The sequence below is a fragment of the Variovorax sp. J22P240 genome, assembly GCF_030316855.1.
In the GTDB taxonomy this organism is placed as follows: Bacteria; Pseudomonadota; Gammaproteobacteria; order Burkholderiales; family Burkholderiaceae_C; genus Variovorax.
This window is the reverse complement of sequence record NZ_JASZYR010000029.1, coordinates 15,971-33,013: the sequence shown is the minus strand read 5'-3', so window position 1 is coordinate 33,013 and position 17,043 is coordinate 15,971. Positions and strand designations below refer to the sequence as shown.

The window sequence follows — 17,043 nt, the reverse complement described above, 5'->3', positions numbered from 1 at the left end:
ATGCTGGTAGTAGTGCAGGTCCGAGCCGCAGATGCCGCCGCAGCGCACGCGCACCTGCAGCTGGTCCGCGCCGAGCTCGGCGGTCTCGATCTCCTCGACGCGCAGGTCGCCCGGCGCGTGAATGACAAGTGCTTCCATGGTCTCTCTCAAAGGGTTGCGGTCACGCCGCCATCGACGTACAGGATGTGGCCGTTGACGAAGTTGGAGGCGTCGCTCGACAGGAACACGGCCGCGCCCACCAGGTCCTCCACATCGCCCCAGCGCCGCGAGGGCGTGCGCCCGACCAGCCACTTGGTGAACTCCTCGTTGTGGACGAGCGCCTCGGTCAGCTCGGTCTTGAAGTAGCCGGGCCCGAGGCCGTTGACCTGGATGCCGTGCTGGCCCCAGTCGATGGCCATGCCCTTGGTCAGCATCTTCACTGCGCCCTTGCTGGCGGTGTAGGGCGCGATGCCGGGTCGGCCCAACTCGCTCTGCACCGAGCAGATGTTGACGATCTTGCCGCGCCCGCGTGGGATCATGTGCTGCGCCACCGCCTTGCCGACCAGGAACACGCTGTCGACGTTGGTCTTCATCAATTCGTGCCAGTGGGCTTCCTCGAACTGGTCGAGCGGCCCGCGGCGCTGCATGCCGGCGTTGTTGACGAGGATGTCGATGGCGCCGATGTCGGCTTCGATGCGTGCCACTGCGGCGTTCACCGCATCACCCGAGGTCACGTCGAAGGCGGCGGTCAGCACCTGCAGGCCCTCGCTGCGCAACACCTCGGCAGCGCCTTCGAGCTTCGCCGCATTGCGCGCGTTGAGGATCACGCGGGCGCCGGCACCCGCGAGGCCGCGCGCGAGCGCGAAGCCGATGCCGACACTCGATCCGGTGATGAGCGCGGTGCGCCCGGTGAGGTCGAAGCTCTTGAGGATGGAATTCAAGGTAGGGGCCCGGGTTCAGGAGAAGCAGAGGGAGGAGGAACGGACGGCGAGCCAGCACAGCCCGGTCAGCGCAGGCGGGCGGCCAGGACTTCGGGATTGACCGGCGTCGGTGGCTGGCCCGCCTGCGGGCCGGCGCCCAGTGCGGCAATCAGGTTGTCCACGGTGAGCGACGCCATGGCGCGCCGCGTCTGGATCGACGCGCTGCCAATGTGCGGCGTCAGCACCACGTTCGACAAGCCGAGCAGCGCAGGGTGGACGCGCGGCTCGCCCTCGAAGACATCGAGTCCGGCCGCGGCGATCGTGCCTGCTCGCAGTGCGGATGCGAGCGCTGCATCGTCGACGATGCCGCCGCGCGCGATGTTCGTCAGCGTGGCCGTGGGCTTCATCCGCTTCAACTCCTCGGCGCCGATCGCGTGGTGCGACGAAGCGGAGTAGGGCAGCACCAGCACCAGATGATCGGCTTCGCGCAGCAAGGTCGACTTGTCGACGTAGCGAGCGCCGCTCTCGGCTTCGGCCTCGGCCGTCAACCGTGAACGGTTGTGATAGATCACCCGCATGCCGAAGCCGAGCGAGCCGCGGCGAGCGATCGCACGGCCGATGCGGCCCATGCCGAGGATGCCGAGCGTCGCGCCGTGCACGTCGCTGCCCGCGAACATGTCGAAGATGCCGGTCTTGGTCCAGTCGCCCTGGCGCACGAAGCGCTCCGACTCGCCGATGCGCCGGGCCGTGGCCATCATCAGCGCGAAGCCGAAGTCGGCCGTCGTCTCGGTCAGGACATCCGGTGTGTTGGTCACCAGCACGCCGCGCGCCGTGCAGGCCTCGACGTCCACGTTGTTGTAGCCCACACCGACGTTGCACACCGCCTTGAGCGTGGGGCAGGCGTCGAGCAGGGCCGCGTCGATGCGGTCGCTGCCGTGGCTCATCACGCCTTGCTTGCCCTGCAGGCGCCGCTTCAGCTCGTCCGGGTCCCAGAGGGCGTCGTCCGGGTTGTCGTCGACGTCGAAATGGTCATGCAATCGCTGAGCGATGTCGGCGAACGTGGCGCGGGTGACGAGCACGGAAAGCGTCATGGTGGTCTCTGTCTTCTTGTTTCGAGGGGAACGGGTTCAGTTGGGGCAGCGTGCTTCGAGGGCATCGAGGAAACTGCGGTCCCAGCGGCCTTCCTTCATGGCGCGAATCGTCTCCGCCTCGGTGGCCAGATGGGCCCGGGCCTTCTCGATCACCCATTCGGCATCGTCCGGCGAAAACGCCATCAGGCCGTCCTGGTCGCCGACCACGATGTCCCCGGGGTTCACGAGCATGCCGCCCACCGACACCGGGACATTGATCTCGCCGGGCCCGTCCTTGTACGGTCCGCGATGGTTCACGCCGCGTGCATAGACCGGGAAGTCGCGCGCGCGGATCTCGGCCACGTCGCGGATGGCGCCATCGAGCACGACCCCGACGGTGCCGATGGTCGCCGCGTAGAACGACAGGATGCCACCGATGACGGCATTGGCCAGATGACCGTCGGCGTCGATCACGATCACGTCGCCGGGCCGGCAGAACTCGAAGGCGCGCAGCAGCGTCAGGTTGTCCCCACCGCGCGACTTGATCGTCACGGCCGTGCCGGCCATCGTTTCGGGCCCCGGCCGGTGATAGGGGTGCAGTCCGACGCTGCCGATGTTGCGGTGCATGTTGTCGCTCAGCGCGGCGACCGGGATGTCGCGCAGCGCGGCGATGTGGGCCGGGTTCACTTGCGGCGCGGACGGGTTCTTGCGGATGCCCTTGAATTGCATGGGAGTCTCCAGTTCGGTGTGGGGGTTGGCGCGGGCGGCCGGTGCGGCTCAGCGCAGCTCGGCGACCGCGCGGGCGATGCGCGCGCAGCCTTCCTCGAGGATCTCGATCGAGGTCGCGATGGACAGCCGGAAGTAGGGCGACAGGCCATAGGCGGTGCCCGCGACCATCGCGACGCCCTCGCTTTCGAGCAGGTACATCACGACGTCGCCGTCCTCGGCCAGCACCTTGCCCGAGGGCGTGGTCTTGCCGATCAGGCCGCCGCAGTTGACGTAGAGGTAGAAGGCGCCCGGAGGCGCCGTGCAGCTCAGGCCGGGGATCGCGTTGATCAGCGCCAGCGTGCGGTCGCGACGCTGCTTGTAGACCGCAACGCTCTCGGCGACGAACGACTGGTCACCGTTCATCGCGGCCGCGGCGGCGGCCTGGCTGATCGAGCAGCAGTTGCCGGTCGACTGCGACAGCAACGTGTCCATCGCGCGGACCAGATCGGCAGGTCCGGCCACGTAGCCGATGCGCCAGCCCGTCATCGCATAGGTCTTCGAGACGCCATTGACCACCAGCGTGCGATCGCGCAGCTCGGGTGCCACGGCGACGATGTGCGGCGTCTTCTCGCCGTCGAAGCGGATGTGCTCGTAGATGTCGTCGGTCATTACCATGACCTGCGGGTGGCGCGCCAGCACATCGGCCAGCGCACGGTACTCGTCCGCCGTGTAGGCGGCGCCGGTCGGGTTGCTCGGCGAATTGATCAGCAGCCAGCGCGTGCGCGGCGTGATCGCTTCCTCGAGCTGCGCGGGCGTGAGCTTGAAGCCGTTGACCTCGGGGCACGCGACGATCACCGGCTTGCCATCGCACGCCAGCACCATGTCGGGGTAGGACACCCAGTAGGGTGCGGGCACGATGACCTCGTCGCCCGCCTCCAGCGTGATCGCGAACGCGTTGAAGATCGCGCTCTTGGCACCGTTGGTGGCGATGATCTCGTTCATCGCATAGCTCAGCCCGTTTTCGCGCTGGAGCTTGCCCACGATCGCCTCCCTCAATTCGACCGTTCCGGCCATCAGGGTGTAGCGGGTGGCACCCTTGTCCATCGCCGCGGCGGCGGCCTGGCGGATGTGCAAGGGGGTGTCGAAGTCGGGCTCGCCGACCACGAGGTTCACGATGGACTTGCCCTGGCGGCGCAGCTCGTTGGCGCGGTCGGCGGCCGAGGTACTGGGCGAAGGCTTGATGCGACGGACGCGCTCTGCGATGCGGGAGGTGGTCATGACTTCCTGGAGTGGGATGGCAGGACCGTACGGTACGCAGATCTCCTTCCCGAGGCCAAGACGAGATCGCTCTGGGCGGATAGGAAGAGCTTATGGTGAGCCCGGATGGCCCGGTCAGTGCACGGGTGCTAGGCTGAGGTTTTGCTTTGGGACCCGGTGTGAACCTGCGGCGACTCAAGTACTTCGTGAAGATCGTGGACATCGGCAGCCTGACGCAGGCGGCCGAGTTGCTCTTCATCGCGCAACCGGCATTGAGCCAACAGCTGATCACGCTCGAAGGCGAGGTGCGCCAGCAATTGCTCGTGCGCACCAAGCGGGGCGTGACGCCCACGGAAGCCGGCAAGGTGCTCTACCGGCACGCGCAGATCATCCTGCGCCAGTGCGAGCAGGCGCAGATCGACATGGACGCGGCGGGCCAGGGCGTCTCGGGTCAGGTGTCGGTGGGCCTCGCGCCCGGCACCGCGGCCGCGGCGCTCTCGCTGCCCTTGCTGCGCACGGTGCGGGCGCGTCATCCGGGCATCCTGCTGTACCTCAACGAGAACTACGGCACGACGCTCAGCGAACTGATCATGAACGGCCGCATGGACCTGGCGGTGCTCTACGGCGACAAGGCGATCCATGGCCTGACCTTCCTGCCGCTGCTCAAGGAACCCTTGTTCCTCGTGGGACCGGCGTCGATCCCGGCACCGGCCCAACCCGTGCGGCTGGCGGACCTGCGCGACATGGAACTCTTCATGCCGCGCCCCTACAACGTGGTGCGCAAGCTGGTCGATGCGGCCTTCGGCCGGATCGGCGGTGCGCCGCGCGTGGTGGCCGAGATCGAATCCGCCTTCACGTTGACCGCGGCGATCGCGGACGGCCTGGGCGCGACCATCCTGCCGGCGTCGATGGCGCGCGAGATCGTGACGGCCTGCGGCGCATGGCAGTTCAAGATCGTCGACCCCGTGATCGAGGCGCCGCTCGCTTTGTGCCAGTCGGACCACCTGCCGCTGTCCGAACCCGCGCAGGCGGTGAAGGACATCCTCCTCGAGCTGGTCACCGAGCTGTCGAACGACACCACCGCGACCGAGGATCCGGCGGCGGTCGCGGCGTCATAAGCCGCCCTTATCCCGGCACAGCCAATCCGTCTTTGGCTTTGCGGCCCTCGCGGGCTACCGTTCATGCCTGCCGTCACGCGTTCGCGGAATGCGTCGGCCACCCAGGAGATCCCGCCCTTTGCCGGCGGGGCCGGCATGAACCAGGAACAGATCAAGATTCTCATCGACGCATTGGCGGCTTCGGAGCTGTCGGAGCTGGAGTACAGCGAAGACGGCTGCACGCTGCGGCTCGCGAAGCAAGCGTCTTCGGCGTCTCTGGCCCGAGCCGGGCGGGTCGCCGGGGCCACCTGCGCTGCGCCACAGGGCACCGTGAATGACGCAGACGATGCACGCGGCGCATCCAACGAACCCCGCGACGACCTGGCCGCGGCCCCGACCGAGTGCCTGGCGCCGCTCTATGGCGTGATCCACCTGCAGCCTTCGCCGGGCGAGCCCCTGTTCGTGCAGCCGGGCCAGCAGATCGCGGCCGGGCAGACCTTGTGCGTGATCGAGGCGATGAAGGTCTTCAACGAGGTTCGCGCCGAGGCCGACACGACCATCGTCGAGGTGCTCGTGCGTTCCGGCGACGAGGTCGAGGCCGGCCAGCCCTTGTTCCGCCTTGGCTGAGAAGGACGCGTCCATGTTCGACACCGTCCTCATTGCGAACCGCGGCGAGATCGCCTTGCGCATCCTGCGCGCCTGCCGGGGCCTGGGCCTCAAGACGGTGGTCGCGCACTCCGACGCCGACCGCGACGCGGTCTATGTGCGACAGGCCGACCAGGCGCTGTGCATCGGTCCGGCCAGTCCCGGCCTGAGCTACCTCAATCAATCGGCGCTGCTCTATGCGGCCGAGGTGAGCGGTGCGCAGGCGATCCATCCGGGCTACGGATTTCTTTCGGAGAACGCGGGCTTCGTCGAGAAGGTCGAGCAGGCCGGGCTGCACTTCGTCGGACCGAGCGCCGCGTGCATCCGCGTGATGGGCGACAAGGTCGCGGCCAAGCGCGCGATGCGGCGCGCCGGCGTGCCCTGCGTGCCGGGGCCGGACGATGGCCTGCCGGACGATCCGGAGGCCGTGCGTGCGCTCGCGCGCGAGGTCGGCTACCCGGTGATCGTGAAAGCCGCCGGCGGCGGGGGCGGTCGCGGCATGCGCGTGGTCCGCGAGGAGGGCGAACTGCTCGAGGCGCTGGCGCTCACGCGCGAGGAGGCACGACGCGCCTTCGGCAATCCCGAGGTCTACATCGAGAAGTTCCTGCTGCATCCGCGGCACGTGGAGATCCAGGTGCTCGCCGACAGCCACGGCCATGCGATCTGGCTCGGCAGTCGCGACTGCTCCCTGCAGCGCCGGCACCAGAAGGTGATCGAGGAAGCTCCGGCGCCCGGCATCGACGAGGCACTGATCGCCGCGGTCGGGGAGAGTTGCGCGGCGGCCTGCCGCCAGATCGGCTACTGCGGCGTGGGCACCTTCGAGTTTCTCTACGAAAAGGGCGCCTTCTACTTCATCGAGATGAACACGCGGCTGCAGGTGGAGCATCCGGTGACCGAGATGACCACCGGCATCGACATCGTGCAGCAGCAGTTGCGCATGGCGCGCGGCGAGCGGCTGGCGATCGCGCAGGCCGATGTCCCCTGCGCGGGGCATTCGATCGAATGCCGCATCAACGCGGAGGACCCGGACAGCTTCGCGCCGTCCCCCGGCCGCATCACGGGCTGGCGCGTGCCCGGCGGCTTCGGCGTGCGCTTCGATTCGCACGCGGGCGTGGGCTATCGCGTGCCGCCGTACTACGACTCGATGATCGGCAAGCTGATCGTGCACGGCGCGAGCCGCGAGGACGCACTGGATCGCATGCGGCTCGCGCTCAGCGAACTGCAGGTCGACGGCATCGCCACCAACGTGCCGCTGCACCGCGCCCTGCTTCAGGACGACGGCTTTGCCACCGGCGGGGTCGACATCCATCACCTCGAGCGCTGGCTGCAGCGCAGGAGCACACCGTGACTCTCTCGACCACCGGAGCGGGCCCGACCGTGAGCCTGCTGGGCACCACCGCGCTGCTGTTCGAAGCGCCGGGCGCGATGGAGCTTCATTCGCAGCAGCGCATCTGGGCGCTCGCGCAGGAGGCTGCCGCCTGGCCCGAGGTGCGCGAGGCCGTCCCCGGCATGAACAACCTGATGCTGAGCTTCGTTCGTCCGCCGCGCGCGCTCGATGAACTGAAGGCACGACTGGCCGCCGCGTGGGAGGCCGTCGCCCCGCTCACGCGCGAAGGCCGCGTGGTCGAACTGCCGGTGCGCTACGGCGGCGCCGGAGGACCGCACATGGCCGACGTGGTGGCGCACACCGGCCTGTCGGTCGAGGAAATCGTCGAGCTGCACAGCGCGCCGCTCTACCCGGTGTACGCGCTCGGCAGCCATCCCGGCTACTGCTACCTCGGCGGCATGGACCCTCGCATCGCGACGCCGCGGCGCCCGGTGCCGGTGCTCAGCATTCCGGGGGGCGCGGTATCGATCGGCGGTGCGCAAACCGGCGTCTCGGCCTCGGCCGGGCCGAGCGGCTGGAACACCATCGGCTGCACCACGATGACCTTCTTCGACCCGGCGCGCGATCCACCGGCGACGCTGCAGCCGGGCGACCGCATCCGCTTCCTCGTCGAAGGGATCGAGCCATGATCGAGATCCTCTCCAACGCCGCCCTGGCCACCGTGCAGGACCTCGGGCGCCTGGGCAGCCTGCGCTTCGGCGTGGGTACCGCCGGCGCCATGGACGACCTCGCCCTGGCGGCGGGCAATCTCCTGCTGGGCAACGAGCCCGGGGCTGCGGGCATCGAGATCCCGGTCTTTCCGTTCAAGGTCCGCTTCGCCGAGGATTGCATCTTCGCGTTGACCGGCGCGGATTGCGGCGCGAAGCTCGATGCGGAAGCGCTGCTGCCGTGGTGGTCGCACCGGGCACGCGCCGGTCAGGTGCTGACGCTGGGCCTCCCGCAGGGCGCGCAGCGCGCGAGCCGCGCCATGCTGTGCCTGCCGGGCGGCATCGATGTGCCGCAGGTGCTGGGTTCGCGCAGTACCCAGATGCGCGGCGCCTTCGGTGGGCATGAGGGACGGGCCCTGCGCAAGGGGGATGTCCTGCGCGCCGCAGACCCGAAGCGCGCCTGTCGCACCGGCTTCGGACTGGTGCCGCCGGCCCTCGCCTTGCCCCTGGAACTCGACGGGCTGGTCGCGCTGCGGGTCTTGCCGGGCGCCGAGTACCCGGGTTTCGAGGCCGCCTCGCGCGAGGCCTTCTGGGCCGGTGAGTGGCGCATCACGTCACAGAGCGACCGCTATGGCTACCGGCTGTCCGGCGCGGCCTTGCGGCCGGTGGCACCGATGGAGCTGCGCTCGCACGGCATCGTGCCAGGCGTGATCCAGGTGCCTCACAGCGGGCAACCGATCATCCAGATGCGTGATGCACAGCCTTCGGGCGGCTACCCGAAATTCGGCACCGTGATCGAAGCCGATCTGTGGCGACTGGGGCAGGCGCCGATCGGCAGCCGGATCCGCTTCATCGAGACGAGCTGGGACGAGGCCGTGGCCGCGCTGGAACAGAAGGAAGCCTGGCTCGCGAAGGTGGCACGCATGGTGGCGCTGCAACGCAGCGGGCCGATGGGAGTCGCCGCATGAGGAAGGCGCCTCACGAGCTGCGTGAAATCGCCGGCTGGATGGCGGCGACGGACATCGGCTTCCTCGAACTGCGCATGCCGGACGCGATCGTCCGGCTGGGGCGCCGTGGCGACGAGGTCGTGACGCTGGACGACGGCCAGCGCGACGATGATGCGCCGGTCACGCCGCGGCCTGCCGCGACGAACCCGCCGCCACTCGACACCGTGACTTCCGCATCGGTCGGCGTGTTCCTTCATGCGCATCCGTGCGCGCCGGCGCCGTTCGCGCGCGCCGGCGTTCACGTGCGGGCCGGCCAGACGCTGGGGCTGCTGCGCATCGGCGTTCTGCTGCTGCCGGTGGCCGCCTCGCGCGCCGGCACCGTCGCCGCATTGCGCGTCGAGGACGGCGCGACGGTCGGCTACGGCGCCGCCCTGGTCGACCTGCATTCCCTCTGACGAAAAAGGACACCCGCCATGGACATGGACCTGAACACAGACCTGGGGGAAGGCTTCGGCCCCTGGCGCATGGGCGACGACGAAGCCTTGCTGGGCATCGTCTCGTCGGCGAACGTCGCCTGCGGCTTCCACGCGGGCGACCCGCAGATCATGGACCGCACCGTGCGCACGGCGCTCGAGCGCGGCGTCGACGTCGGCGCGCATGTCGGCTTCCCGGACCTGGCCGGTTTCGGCCGCCGCCCCCTGCAGATGGACACGCGCGAGCTCGTGGCGGCCGTCATCTACCAGCTCGGTGCCCTGGCCGGCATCGCACGCACCGCCGGGCACCGGATGACGCACATGAGCTTCCACGGCGCGCTCGGCAACATGGCGGCGGCGGATGCGGAATTCGCGGCGCCACTGGTGCGGGCGGTGGCGGACTTCGATGCGTCGCTGACGATCAGCTCGTCGGCGAGCCGGGCCATCGAGGATGCGGCCGAGCGCTGCGGGCTGCGCATCCGCACCACCTTCCTGGCCGACCGCGCCTGCGACGACAGCGGGCTGCTGATCCCGCGCAAGCTGCCGGATTCGGTGATCCACGACCCTGAGCAGGTGCTGGCCCGTGTCCGGCAATTGCTGGAGGAGGGGACCGTCACCACTTACGGCGGCCACAAGATCCCGATGCGCGTGCATTCGATCCTGGTCCACGGCGACACGCCCGGCGCCTTGGCGCTCGCGCGCGGGGTGCGCGAGGTGGTCGAGGCGCACGGCCGCGTGGTCCCTATCTCGCACCAGACCGCCTGAAGCGCACCCTCGAACAGGCACGGACATGGTGCTTACCCTGACCCGGCTCGCACCCTTCGAGGGCGACATAAGGGAGCCTTATCGCTCCACAGCCAATCCGTCTTGGCGCGCCGGACCTGCCGTCGATACAGTGAATTCAACGCGACCCGACAGCGCCTTCGACAGCGGTGAAACCGGGCGCCCTTCCACAGAAAGAAAGTGATCCCCATGCCCTTTTCCGACTACAAGACCGCCCTCGTGACAGGAGCCTCCTCCGGCATCGGCGCCGCCGTCGTCGAGCGCCTCTGCAAGGAAGGCCTGCAAGTCCATGCGCTGGCTCGCAGCGGCGACAAGCTGAAGGACCTCGCCGCGCGCACGGGCTGCATCCCGCACGCGATCGACGTGAGCGACCTGGCTGGCGTGACCGCGCTCACGAAGGAGGTCGCCTTCGACGTGCTCGTGAACAACGCGGGCGTCGACCGGCCGGGCTCGATCCTGAAGGCCGACGCCGAAGGGATCGACCTCCTGGTGGACGTCAATCTGCGCGCCGTCCTGCATCTCTGCCGGCTCGTGGTCCCGGGCATGGTGGCCCGCGACAACGGCCACGTCGTCAACATCAGCTCGATCGCCGCGGCCTACAACTTCGGCGGCAACAGCACCTACCACGCGACCAAGGCGGCTGTCAGCATGCTGTCGAGCCAACTGCGCGTGGACTGCTTCGGCAAGCGCGTGCGCGTGACCGAGATCTGCCCGGGCCGCGTCGCGACCGACATCTTCGCCCACGTCCACGGCGACTCCGAGGAGACACGCAAGCGCTTCGTCGAGGGCTACGAGCTGCCCGAGGCCGCGGACATCGCCAATGCGATCGCCTTCGCCATCGCGGCGCCGATCGCGGTGAACATCGGCCACATGGAAATCACGCCCACCCTGCAGGTGCCCGGCGGCCTTTCCACCGCCAAGCCGGAGACGGTGCGGGCCTGAGCAGGCCGCCCGACCACACCGAGAGCACCCCATGAAGGACTTCGACCTCCTCGCGATCCTGCTGAAGCCCGACTTCGGCGCGATGCTGCTGCACGGGATGGCGCTGACCCTGAAGATCGCGGTCGGCTCCTGGCTGCTCGCGATGTCGATCGCCGTCGTCCTGCTCGTGGTCCGGCTCAGCGCCAACCCGGTGGCCGAGCGCGCCGTGGCGGCCTACGTGTCCTACCACCGCAACGTGCCGACGCTCGTGCAGCTGATGCTCTGGTACTTCGGCATCTTCAGCCTGCTGCCGGACGCGGTGCAGGCCTGGCTGTCGAACAACAACGCCGAGGCGCTGATCTCGATCGTGGCGCTGGGCCTGTGCCAGGCGGCGTACTTCAGCGAGGACATGCGCTCCGGCCTGCGCGCCATCCCGCCCGGGCAGTCCGAGGCAGCGCGTGCGCTCGGCCACGGCTACATCGGCGCGATGCGCCACGTGATGCTGCCCCAGGCCGTGCGCAACGCAGTGCCGGCCCTGGTGAACCACAGCGTGTCGCTGTTCAAGAACAGCAGTCTCGCGATGGCCATCGGCGTGGCAGAACTGACCCATGCGGTCAAGGAGATCGAGAGCCAGAGCTTCCGCACCTTCGAGGCCTACAGCCTCGCGACGGTGATGTACCTGCTCGTTTCCATGCTCATCATGGCGGTCGGCGCGGCCATATCGCGCCACTATCGCGTTGCCGCGGCGAGGTGAGACATGTTCGGCATCTTCGACATCCTGCGCGACAACTGGCTGCTGCTGCTGGTCGGCCAGTACCCGAGCGGACCGCTGGGCGGCATCGTCGCCACGCTCATTCTCTCGGTGCTCGGCATCGTGCTGGCCTTCCCCGTGTCCGTGATGCTGGCGCTGGCGCGGCTGTCCCCGTGGCGTGCACTGCGTTTACCGGCCACCGTGCTCGTGTACGTCGTGCGCGGCGTGCCGCTGCTGATGGTCATCCTGTGGGTGTACTTCCTCGTGCCGCTGCTGATCGGACGGGAGGTGTCGGGCTTCACGACGATGCTGTGCACGCTCGTGATCTACGAGGGCGCCTACCTGTCGGAAGTGGTCCGCGCCGGCATCCAGGCGCTCCCGAAGGGGCAGACCGAGGCGGCCCGCGCCCTCGGCCACAGCCACCTGGGCACCATGGCCTACGTGATCCTGCCCCAGGCCCTCTACAACATGCTGCCGAGCATGCTGAGCCAGTTCATCTCCACCATCAAGGAGACCACGCTGGGCTACGTGATCAACGTGCAGGAACTCACCTTCGCCGCGAACCAGATCAACAACCAGCTGCTGACCAAGCCGTTCCAGGTGTTCTTCATCCTCGCGATGACCTACTACGTCGTCTGCTTCAGCCTGACCCAACTGGCGCAATGGCTCGAGCGGCGCATCGCCCACAAGCGGCTCGGCAGCGCGACACCGGCCATCTCGGACGACGGCCTGCCGCTGCCACCGGTGGCGGCCAACCCCTGACACCGCGATGCGACGGTGAACGAAACCCACAACGGAGACAGAACCATGGACACCCTTGAACAACCCGGCGCACGGCTGAAGAAGCCGCGCGAGGACGACACCATGATCCTGTTCTCCAACATCAACAAATGGTATGGCGCGTACCAGGCGCTCGCCGACGTCAATGCCGAGGTCCGGAAGGGCGAGGTGGTCGTGGTCTGCGGCCCTTCGGGCTCCGGCAAGTCGACCCTGATCCGCACGGTCAACCGGCTCGAGGAGATCAAGTCGGGGCAGCTGCTGTTCGATGGCCACGACATCCATGCGCCGATGAGCAGCCATGCGTTGAACAAGCTGCGCAGCCGCATCGGCTTCGTGTTCCAGAGCTTCAACCTGTTCCCGCACCTGTCCGTGCTCGACAACATCATGCTGTCCCCGGTGCGCGTGCTCGGTGTGAAGCGCAGCGATGCCAAGGCCCGGGCCGGCCAGCTGCTGGAGCGCGTGGGCCTGTCGAACAAGGCCAATTCCTATCCGGCGCAGCTGTCGGGCGGCCAGCAGCAGCGCGTCGCGATCGCCCGCGCCCTCGCGATGGAGCCCCCCGCGATGCTCTTCGACGAGCCGACCAGCGCGCTGGACCCCGAGATGGTCGGCGAGGTGCTCTCGGTCATGCGCAGCCTGGCCAACGAGGGCATGACCATGATGTGCGTCACCCACGAGATGAACTTCGCGCGCGAGGTGGCCGACCGCGTCTGGTTCATGGACGCCGGCCGCATTCTCGAGAAGGCCGATCCCGAGACCTTCTTCACCCGCCCCCAGCATCCGCGTGCGCAACGCTTCCTGTCCGACCTGCGCGCGCACTGACCCGACCGACTTGCCCGTTTTCTTCTCCACCCGATCGTCTTCCCAGGAGTTCCCCATGTCGAAAGCCAATGTCACTCGTCTCGCCGCCCTCGCCGCGGCCCTCTGCGCATGCCCGCTCGCGGCCCAGGCCGACCAGTGGAGCGACATCAGTGCGCGCAAGGAACTCAAGTGCGGCACCTTCGCCGACGTGCCACCCTTCGCAGCACCGGATCCCAAGACCCGCGAGATGGTGGGCCACGACGTCGATCTCTGCAACGCGATCGCGAAGGAACTGGGACTCACGGCCAAGGTCACACCGCTGTCGGTCGAGGCGCGTGTGCCCGAGGTCAAGCTCGGTCGCGTCGACGTGACCATCGCCAACCTGGCCTACACCAAGAGCCGCGGCGAGCAGATCCAGTTCAGCGACCCGTACTACGTCGCCAAGGAAATGCTGGCGGTGAAAGCCTCCGATCCAGGCACAACCAAGGCCGACTTCAAGGGCAAGCGCCTGAGCTCGACCAAGGGCTCGACCTCGGAGCTGTCGATCAAGATGAACGGCTCCGAACCCGTGACCTTCCAGGACACCGGGTCCGCCTTCATGGCCGTCCAGCAGAACAAGTCGATGGGCATGGTCGCCAACACCATGACGATCACCAAGCTGGTCAACCAGTCGAAGACCGAAGGCGTCGCGCTCAAGATGATCAAGGAGCCGATGGTCCTGCAGCCGATCGGCATCGGAATGAAGAAGGACGAACCGGCGTTGCTGGCCAAGGTGAACGAAGCGCTCTACGCGCTGGAGAAGAAGGGCGAACTCGACAAGCTGTGGAACAAGTGGCTCGGCCCGAACACCGAGTACAAGATGACGCGCGAGGAAAAAGTCACGCCACTGGCCGACCTGAAGTTCGAGCTGCTTCCCTGAGCGCCCGCCCGCTGGCCCGGCGCCGCTGGCGCTGACGCCGGCCAAGCGGCCATGACTACGCCAAAGGTCTGATCCTCCTCCCGGGGGATGTGCAAATGCGACGGCATCGCTAGAGTCATCCTCGTGAACGCGAAGCGCAGACAGCGGGAGGCGCAGATGACATCGAATGCTCAAGCCCATGGCAACGGGTGGTCACGCCCAGGCCGCCCTGCGTGGCGCGCGGGATGCGCGATCTTCGTGCTGGCACTCACCCCCCTGGCAGCGAGCGCCGAGCCCGGCGCGGAGCAGCAGCCTGCCGCATCGATGGACGATCTCAAGGGCGTCTACCTTGCCTGCGATCGCGCGGCGACGCACGCGGTGCTCGACGTCGCGGCCGCCACTTTCTGCTCGCGCTACGCCGAGGAACTGCTGCAGCGCGGCTTCGCCGGCGATTTCGACATGCTGCTCCGGTGGTGGCGCGAGGCGAAGGAGGCGGCCATGGCCAAGTACGGCGCGGAGCCTGCGAAAGGATCGGCGGAGACAGACCTGGCGGCGCAGACGCGCCGACGCTAGCGCCCGTCATCCATTCAGCCCCGCGATCGATGCCGCCCAAGTGCACGGCGCCCAGCAAGGCGGCGACGCTCTCGTCGCAGCGCGTGACGATCGCGCGGTAGCGTCAAGCGCGCCATCGCCGGCACCTGGGCCAGTGCGCCACTTGACATGCAGGTATTTGCCTGCATATCATCCCTCCACGCACACACACAACGAATGGACGCTGACAAGGTTTTCAAGGCGCTGGGCGACCCGACACGCAGAAAGCTGCTGGACCGGCTGTACGAGAGGAACGGGCAGACGCTGGGCGAACTTTGCGAGCACCTGGACATGGCGCGGCAATCGGCCACCCAGCACATCGGGATCCTCGAGGCGGCCAATCTGGTGAGCACGGTCTGGCGTGGCCGGGAGAAGCTGCATTTCATCAACCCGGTGCCGCTGCACGAGGTGTACGAGCGGTGGGTGCGGAAATTCGAACGCCAGCGGCTCGGCCTGCTGCACGACCTGAAGAAGGAACTCGAAGGAGAGTAACAGTGAGCAATGAGAAGACCCGCTTCGTCTATGTGACCTACATCCGCTCGACGCCGGAAAAGGTGTTCGAGGCCCTCACGAAACCGGAGATCGCGCGGCGCTACTGGGGCCACGAGAACGTCTCCGACTGGAAGCCCGGATCGACCTGGGAGCACGTGCGTGCCAACGAGCAGCGCACGGTCCAGGTGGTCGGCAAGGTCGTCGAGGTCGCGCCGCCGACGCGCCTGGTCATCACGTGGGCGAACGCCTCGCAGGCCGCCGATCCGGCCAGCTACAGCCGCGTGAGCTTCGACGTCGCAGCCTACGAGGAGATGGTGCGGCTGACCGTCACCCACGACGAACTCGAGGCCGGCAGCGGGATGGCCAAGGGCATCCAGCAGGGCTGGCCGATCGTGCTTTCCAGCCTGAAGTCCCTGCTGGAAACGGGGCAGGGCATGGATGTCTTCGCCAAGCCCCACGTGGCCTGATCTTTCGGCCTGAATCGGGAGTTGTTCATGACCCAGCCCTACACCGGCGGATGCGCGTGCGGCGCGATCCGCTATGCAACCCGGCACGCGCCCCTGTTCCAGAACCACTGCCAGTGCCGCGACTGCCAGCGACGCAGCGGCACCGGGCACGGCTCCTACCTGACCTTTCCCGCGCGCGCCGAGATGACGATCACCGGCGAGGCGACGCACTGGCAGGTCGCGGGTGACAGCGGCAACACGAAAGTCCACGCCTTCTGCCCGGTCTGCGGAACGCCGGTCTACCTGCGCTTCGTCGCGATGCCGGACCTGATCGCGGTCCCCGCGGGCAGTCTGGACGACCCGGACCGCTTCGTGCCACAGGTCCTCACCTACAGCGTCCGCGGGTTGGCCTGGGACGCCATCGATCCTTCGTTGCAGGCATTCGATCGGATGCCGTCCGGCTAGGGCCCGTCAACAGCGGTAGAGCGAATCGCGATGACCGTTGCCCACGCCTATCGCTTCCAGAACGCCCACCAGGCGGCCCGCGGCCTGGCTGGAGCTCGCAGATCCGCACCCAGGGTCGACAACGCGCCTTGTCGGCGACGAAGCTCCCGCTCCAGCACATGCGCATGGCCGTTGGCTTCCTGCTCGCCCTGCAGTGCACGACGGCGCCACTCGGCGGCCTGTCGGGCCAGCTCTTCGTCGCTGAGGCTCTCGGGATCGGTTGGCATGCCAGCGATTGTGATGCAACCGTGCGCTTCCGAGGCCGGGACATACGCGGGGTGCCCCTAGCGCGGTGCCGCGAAAGCGAGGGGAATCGATGTCTGCTCGTCGTGGTGACTCACCTCCAGATTTCCGGCGGCCGTGCCATGCGGAATCACGAACAGCACCGTACCCTCCTTGGCCGAGCGAGCGCGCACCAGTTCGTTGAGATCGCTCTCGGGCGCCGTGGGAACGCCATCGACCAGGAGCCGGAACGATCTGTCCCAGAAGTTGGTGTCGTAGGCATCGTTGTTCATCATGCGCAGCCGGATCCGCAATGCATCCTTCTCGGAGGTTTGCGGCGAGACCTCCGCCGAAAGCAGCGTGAAGGTCACCAGGCCGAGCTTGTAGTCGCGCATCGCGGGCAGTGTCACGGCGTGGCTCGTCCGGCTTGACGAAGCCGGCGCCGCAGCCACGGCTGGAGCCTGCCACGATGAGGACGCGGGCGCAGTCACGCTCGGGGGTTGCGCGGGCGGCGGCGACCCGATCCAGCCCGCCTGCTTGAACGCCACCACCAGCCCCGCGATCGCGGTGATCGCCGCCGTCAGGCTGGTGATGATCCCCGGCAAGGTCTGCCACCAGGTCTTGGGTTTCTCTTCGTCTGCCATGAGGGATCCTTCCTCGTGATACCTATGGACCAGGCATTCTGATGCGGCGACCCGCGACTGTCACCCGCGCCCCCGCGCATTGC

General features: G+C 68.0%; 22 protein-coding genes and 1 pseudogene. 16 read left to right on the top strand and 7 right to left on the bottom strand.

Going from position 1 to position 17,043, the window contains the following annotated elements; all coding sequences use genetic code 11:
* The 5 genes and pseudogenes from QTI24_RS30900 to QTI24_RS30880 all read right to left on the bottom strand — a co-directional run.
* Positions 1-138 (bottom strand): annotated as a pseudogene (locus QTI24_RS30900) (alcohol dehydrogenase catalytic domain-containing protein); the annotation flags it as partial.
* An 8-nt stretch (positions 139-146) separates the two neighbouring features.
* Positions 147-920: a glucose 1-dehydrogenase gene (locus tag QTI24_RS30895; protein ID WP_286605712.1), complete on the bottom strand. Its 774-nt coding sequence runs from the start codon at positions 918-920 to the stop codon at positions 147-149.
* Positions 921-985: 65 nt separating this feature from the next.
* A complete protein-coding gene (locus QTI24_RS30890) occupies positions 986-1,990 on the bottom strand; it encodes a 2-hydroxyacid dehydrogenase (RefSeq protein ID WP_286605711.1) in 1,005 nt (334 codons plus the stop codon).
* A gap of 36 nt (positions 1,991-2,026) precedes the next feature.
* A complete protein-coding gene (locus tag QTI24_RS30885) occupies positions 2,027-2,698 on the bottom strand; it encodes an RraA family protein (protein WP_286605709.1) in 672 nt (223 codons plus the stop codon).
* Positions 2,699-2,746: 48 nt separating this feature from the next.
* Positions 2,747-3,955: an aspartate transaminase gene (locus QTI24_RS30880; RefSeq protein ID WP_286605708.1), complete on the bottom strand. Its 1,209-nt coding sequence runs from the start codon at positions 3,953-3,955 to the stop codon at positions 2,747-2,749.
* A 158-nt stretch (positions 3,956-4,113) separates the two neighbouring features.
* Between QTI24_RS30880 and nac the strand changes: the two genes are divergently transcribed.
* The 16 genes from nac (at position 4,114) to QTI24_RS30800 (ending at position 16,055) form a co-directional block, all read left to right on the top strand.
* Positions 4,114-5,052 (top strand): nitrogen assimilation transcriptional regulator NAC, encoded by a 939-nt coding sequence (nac, locus tag QTI24_RS30875; RefSeq protein WP_286605706.1) that lies wholly within the window; start codon positions 4,114-4,116, stop codon positions 5,050-5,052.
* Positions 5,053-5,187: 135 nt separating this feature from the next.
* Positions 5,188-5,658 (top strand): acetyl-CoA carboxylase biotin carboxyl carrier protein, encoded by a 471-nt coding sequence (locus QTI24_RS30870; RefSeq protein ID WP_286605715.1) that lies wholly within the window; start codon positions 5,188-5,190, stop codon positions 5,656-5,658.
* A gap of 13 nt (positions 5,659-5,671) precedes the next feature.
* On the top strand, positions 5,672-7,024 hold the full coding sequence (gene accC, locus QTI24_RS30865) for an acetyl-CoA carboxylase biotin carboxylase subunit (RefSeq protein WP_286605704.1): 1,353 nt from the start codon (positions 5,672-5,674) through the stop codon (positions 7,022-7,024).
* Positions 7,021-7,692, top strand: coding sequence for a 5-oxoprolinase subunit PxpB (gene pxpB / locus QTI24_RS30860; RefSeq protein WP_286605702.1), 672 nt, complete (start codon positions 7,021-7,023; stop codon positions 7,690-7,692). The genes accC and pxpB overlap by 4 nt, the downstream gene beginning before the upstream one ends.
* On the top strand, positions 7,689-8,678 hold the full coding sequence (locus QTI24_RS30855) for a 5-oxoprolinase subunit C family protein (RefSeq protein WP_286605701.1): 990 nt from the start codon (positions 7,689-7,691) through the stop codon (positions 8,676-8,678). The genes pxpB and QTI24_RS30855 overlap by 4 nt, the downstream gene beginning before the upstream one ends.
* Entirely contained in the window at positions 8,675-9,112 is a 438-nt protein-coding gene (locus tag QTI24_RS30850) for an acetyl-CoA carboxylase biotin carboxyl carrier protein (RefSeq protein ID WP_286605700.1), read from the top strand. The genes QTI24_RS30855 and QTI24_RS30850 overlap by 4 nt, the downstream gene beginning before the upstream one ends.
* Positions 9,113-9,130: 18 nt before the next feature.
* Positions 9,131-9,895 carry a LamB/YcsF family protein gene (locus tag QTI24_RS30845; protein ID WP_286605699.1) on the top strand — a complete coding sequence of 255 codons (765 nt, stop codon included), beginning with the start codon at positions 9,131-9,133 and terminating at the stop codon, positions 9,893-9,895.
* Positions 9,896-10,102: 207 nt separating this feature from the next.
* Positions 10,103-10,855 carry an SDR family oxidoreductase gene (locus QTI24_RS30840; RefSeq protein WP_286605697.1) on the top strand — a complete coding sequence of 251 codons (753 nt, stop codon included), beginning with the start codon at positions 10,103-10,105 and terminating at the stop codon, positions 10,853-10,855.
* Positions 10,856-10,886: 31 nt separating this feature from the next.
* Positions 10,887-11,588 carry an amino acid ABC transporter permease gene (locus QTI24_RS30835; RefSeq protein WP_286605695.1) on the top strand — a complete coding sequence of 234 codons (702 nt, stop codon included), beginning with the start codon at positions 10,887-10,889 and terminating at the stop codon, positions 11,586-11,588.
* Positions 11,589-11,591: 3 nt separating this feature from the next.
* Positions 11,592-12,347: an amino acid ABC transporter permease gene (locus tag QTI24_RS30830; RefSeq protein WP_286605693.1), complete on the top strand. Its 756-nt coding sequence runs from the start codon at positions 11,592-11,594 to the stop codon at positions 12,345-12,347.
* A gap of 102 nt (positions 12,348-12,449) precedes the next feature.
* The gene (locus QTI24_RS30825; protein WP_286605713.1) at positions 12,450-13,184 is read left to right on the top strand and encodes an amino acid ABC transporter ATP-binding protein; all 735 of its coding nucleotides are present in this window, start codon (positions 12,450-12,452) and stop codon (positions 13,182-13,184) included.
* Between the two features lie 55 nt (positions 13,185-13,239).
* The gene (locus tag QTI24_RS30820; protein WP_286605692.1) at positions 13,240-14,082 is read left to right on the top strand and encodes an ABC transporter substrate-binding protein; all 843 of its coding nucleotides are present in this window, start codon (positions 13,240-13,242) and stop codon (positions 14,080-14,082) included.
* A 237-nt stretch (positions 14,083-14,319) separates the two neighbouring features.
* On the top strand, positions 14,320-14,634 hold the full coding sequence (locus QTI24_RS30815) for a hypothetical protein (protein WP_286605690.1): 315 nt from the start codon (positions 14,320-14,322) through the stop codon (positions 14,632-14,634).
* 195 nt (positions 14,635-14,829) lie between these two features.
* Entirely contained in the window at positions 14,830-15,144 is a 315-nt protein-coding gene (locus tag QTI24_RS30810; RefSeq protein ID WP_286605688.1) for an ArsR/SmtB family transcription factor, read from the top strand.
* Positions 15,145-15,146: 2 nt separating this feature from the next.
* Complete coding sequence (locus tag QTI24_RS30805; protein WP_286605686.1) at positions 15,147-15,611, top strand: SRPBCC family protein; 465 nt, start codon at positions 15,147-15,149, stop codon at positions 15,609-15,611.
* 27 nt (positions 15,612-15,638) lie between these two features.
* A complete protein-coding gene (locus QTI24_RS30800) occupies positions 15,639-16,055 on the top strand; it encodes a GFA family protein (protein WP_286605684.1) in 417 nt (138 codons plus the stop codon).
* Between the two features lie 47 nt (positions 16,056-16,102).
* Here QTI24_RS30800 and QTI24_RS30795 read toward each other — a convergent pair whose 3' ends face one another.
* Together QTI24_RS30795 and QTI24_RS30790 are read right to left on the bottom strand one after the other, a co-directional pair.
* A complete protein-coding gene (locus QTI24_RS30795) occupies positions 16,103-16,321 on the bottom strand; it encodes a hypothetical protein (protein WP_286605682.1) in 219 nt (72 codons plus the stop codon).
* 57 nt (positions 16,322-16,378) lie between these two features.
* Complete coding sequence (locus tag QTI24_RS30790) at positions 16,379-16,960, bottom strand: hypothetical protein (protein ID WP_286605680.1); 582 nt, start codon at positions 16,958-16,960, stop codon at positions 16,379-16,381.
* Between the last annotated feature and the right edge of the window lie 83 nt (positions 16,961-17,043).

Excerpts from the sequence above, each read along its gene's own strand:
- QTI24_RS30890 (WP_286605711.1), bottom strand. The coding sequence starts at position 1,990 with ATGACGCTTTCCGTGCTCGTCACCCGCGCCACGTTCGCCGACATCGCT.
- QTI24_RS30885 (WP_286605709.1), bottom strand. The coding sequence starts at position 2,698 with ATGCAATTCAAGGGCATCCGCAAGAACCCGTCCGCGCCGCAAGTGAAC.
- QTI24_RS30880 (WP_286605708.1), bottom strand. The coding sequence starts at position 3,955 with ATGACCACCTCCCGCATCGCAGAGCGCGTCCGTCGCATCAAGCCTTCG.
- QTI24_RS30870 (WP_286605715.1), top strand. The coding sequence starts at position 5,188 with ATGAACCAGGAACAGATCAAGATTCTCATCGACGCATTGGCGGCTTCG.
- accC (WP_286605704.1), top strand. The coding sequence starts at position 5,672 with ATGTTCGACACCGTCCTCATTGCGAACCGCGGCGAGATCGCCTTGCGC.
- QTI24_RS30855 (WP_286605701.1), top strand. The coding sequence starts at position 7,689 with ATGATCGAGATCCTCTCCAACGCCGCCCTGGCCACCGTGCAGGACCTC.
- QTI24_RS30850 (WP_286605700.1), top strand. The coding sequence starts at position 8,675 with ATGAGGAAGGCGCCTCACGAGCTGCGTGAAATCGCCGGCTGGATGGCG.
- QTI24_RS30845 (WP_286605699.1), top strand. The coding sequence starts at position 9,131 with ATGGACATGGACCTGAACACAGACCTGGGGGAAGGCTTCGGCCCCTGG.
- QTI24_RS30840 (WP_286605697.1), top strand. The coding sequence starts at position 10,103 with ATGCCCTTTTCCGACTACAAGACCGCCCTCGTGACAGGAGCCTCCTCC.
- QTI24_RS30835 (WP_286605695.1), top strand. The coding sequence starts at position 10,887 with ATGAAGGACTTCGACCTCCTCGCGATCCTGCTGAAGCCCGACTTCGGC.
- QTI24_RS30830 (WP_286605693.1), top strand. The coding sequence starts at position 11,592 with ATGTTCGGCATCTTCGACATCCTGCGCGACAACTGGCTGCTGCTGCTG.
- QTI24_RS30825 (WP_286605713.1), top strand. The coding sequence starts at position 12,450 with ATGATCCTGTTCTCCAACATCAACAAATGGTATGGCGCGTACCAGGCG.
- QTI24_RS30820 (WP_286605692.1), top strand. The coding sequence starts at position 13,240 with ATGTCGAAAGCCAATGTCACTCGTCTCGCCGCCCTCGCCGCGGCCCTC.
- QTI24_RS30810 (WP_286605688.1), top strand. The coding sequence starts at position 14,830 with ATGGACGCTGACAAGGTTTTCAAGGCGCTGGGCGACCCGACACGCAGA.
- QTI24_RS30800 (WP_286605684.1), top strand. The coding sequence starts at position 15,639 with ATGACCCAGCCCTACACCGGCGGATGCGCGTGCGGCGCGATCCGCTAT.
- QTI24_RS30795 (WP_286605682.1), bottom strand. The coding sequence starts at position 16,321 with ATGCCAACCGATCCCGAGAGCCTCAGCGACGAAGAGCTGGCCCGACAG.
- QTI24_RS30790 (WP_286605680.1), bottom strand. The coding sequence starts at position 16,960 with ATGGCAGACGAAGAGAAACCCAAGACCTGGTGGCAGACCTTGCCGGGG.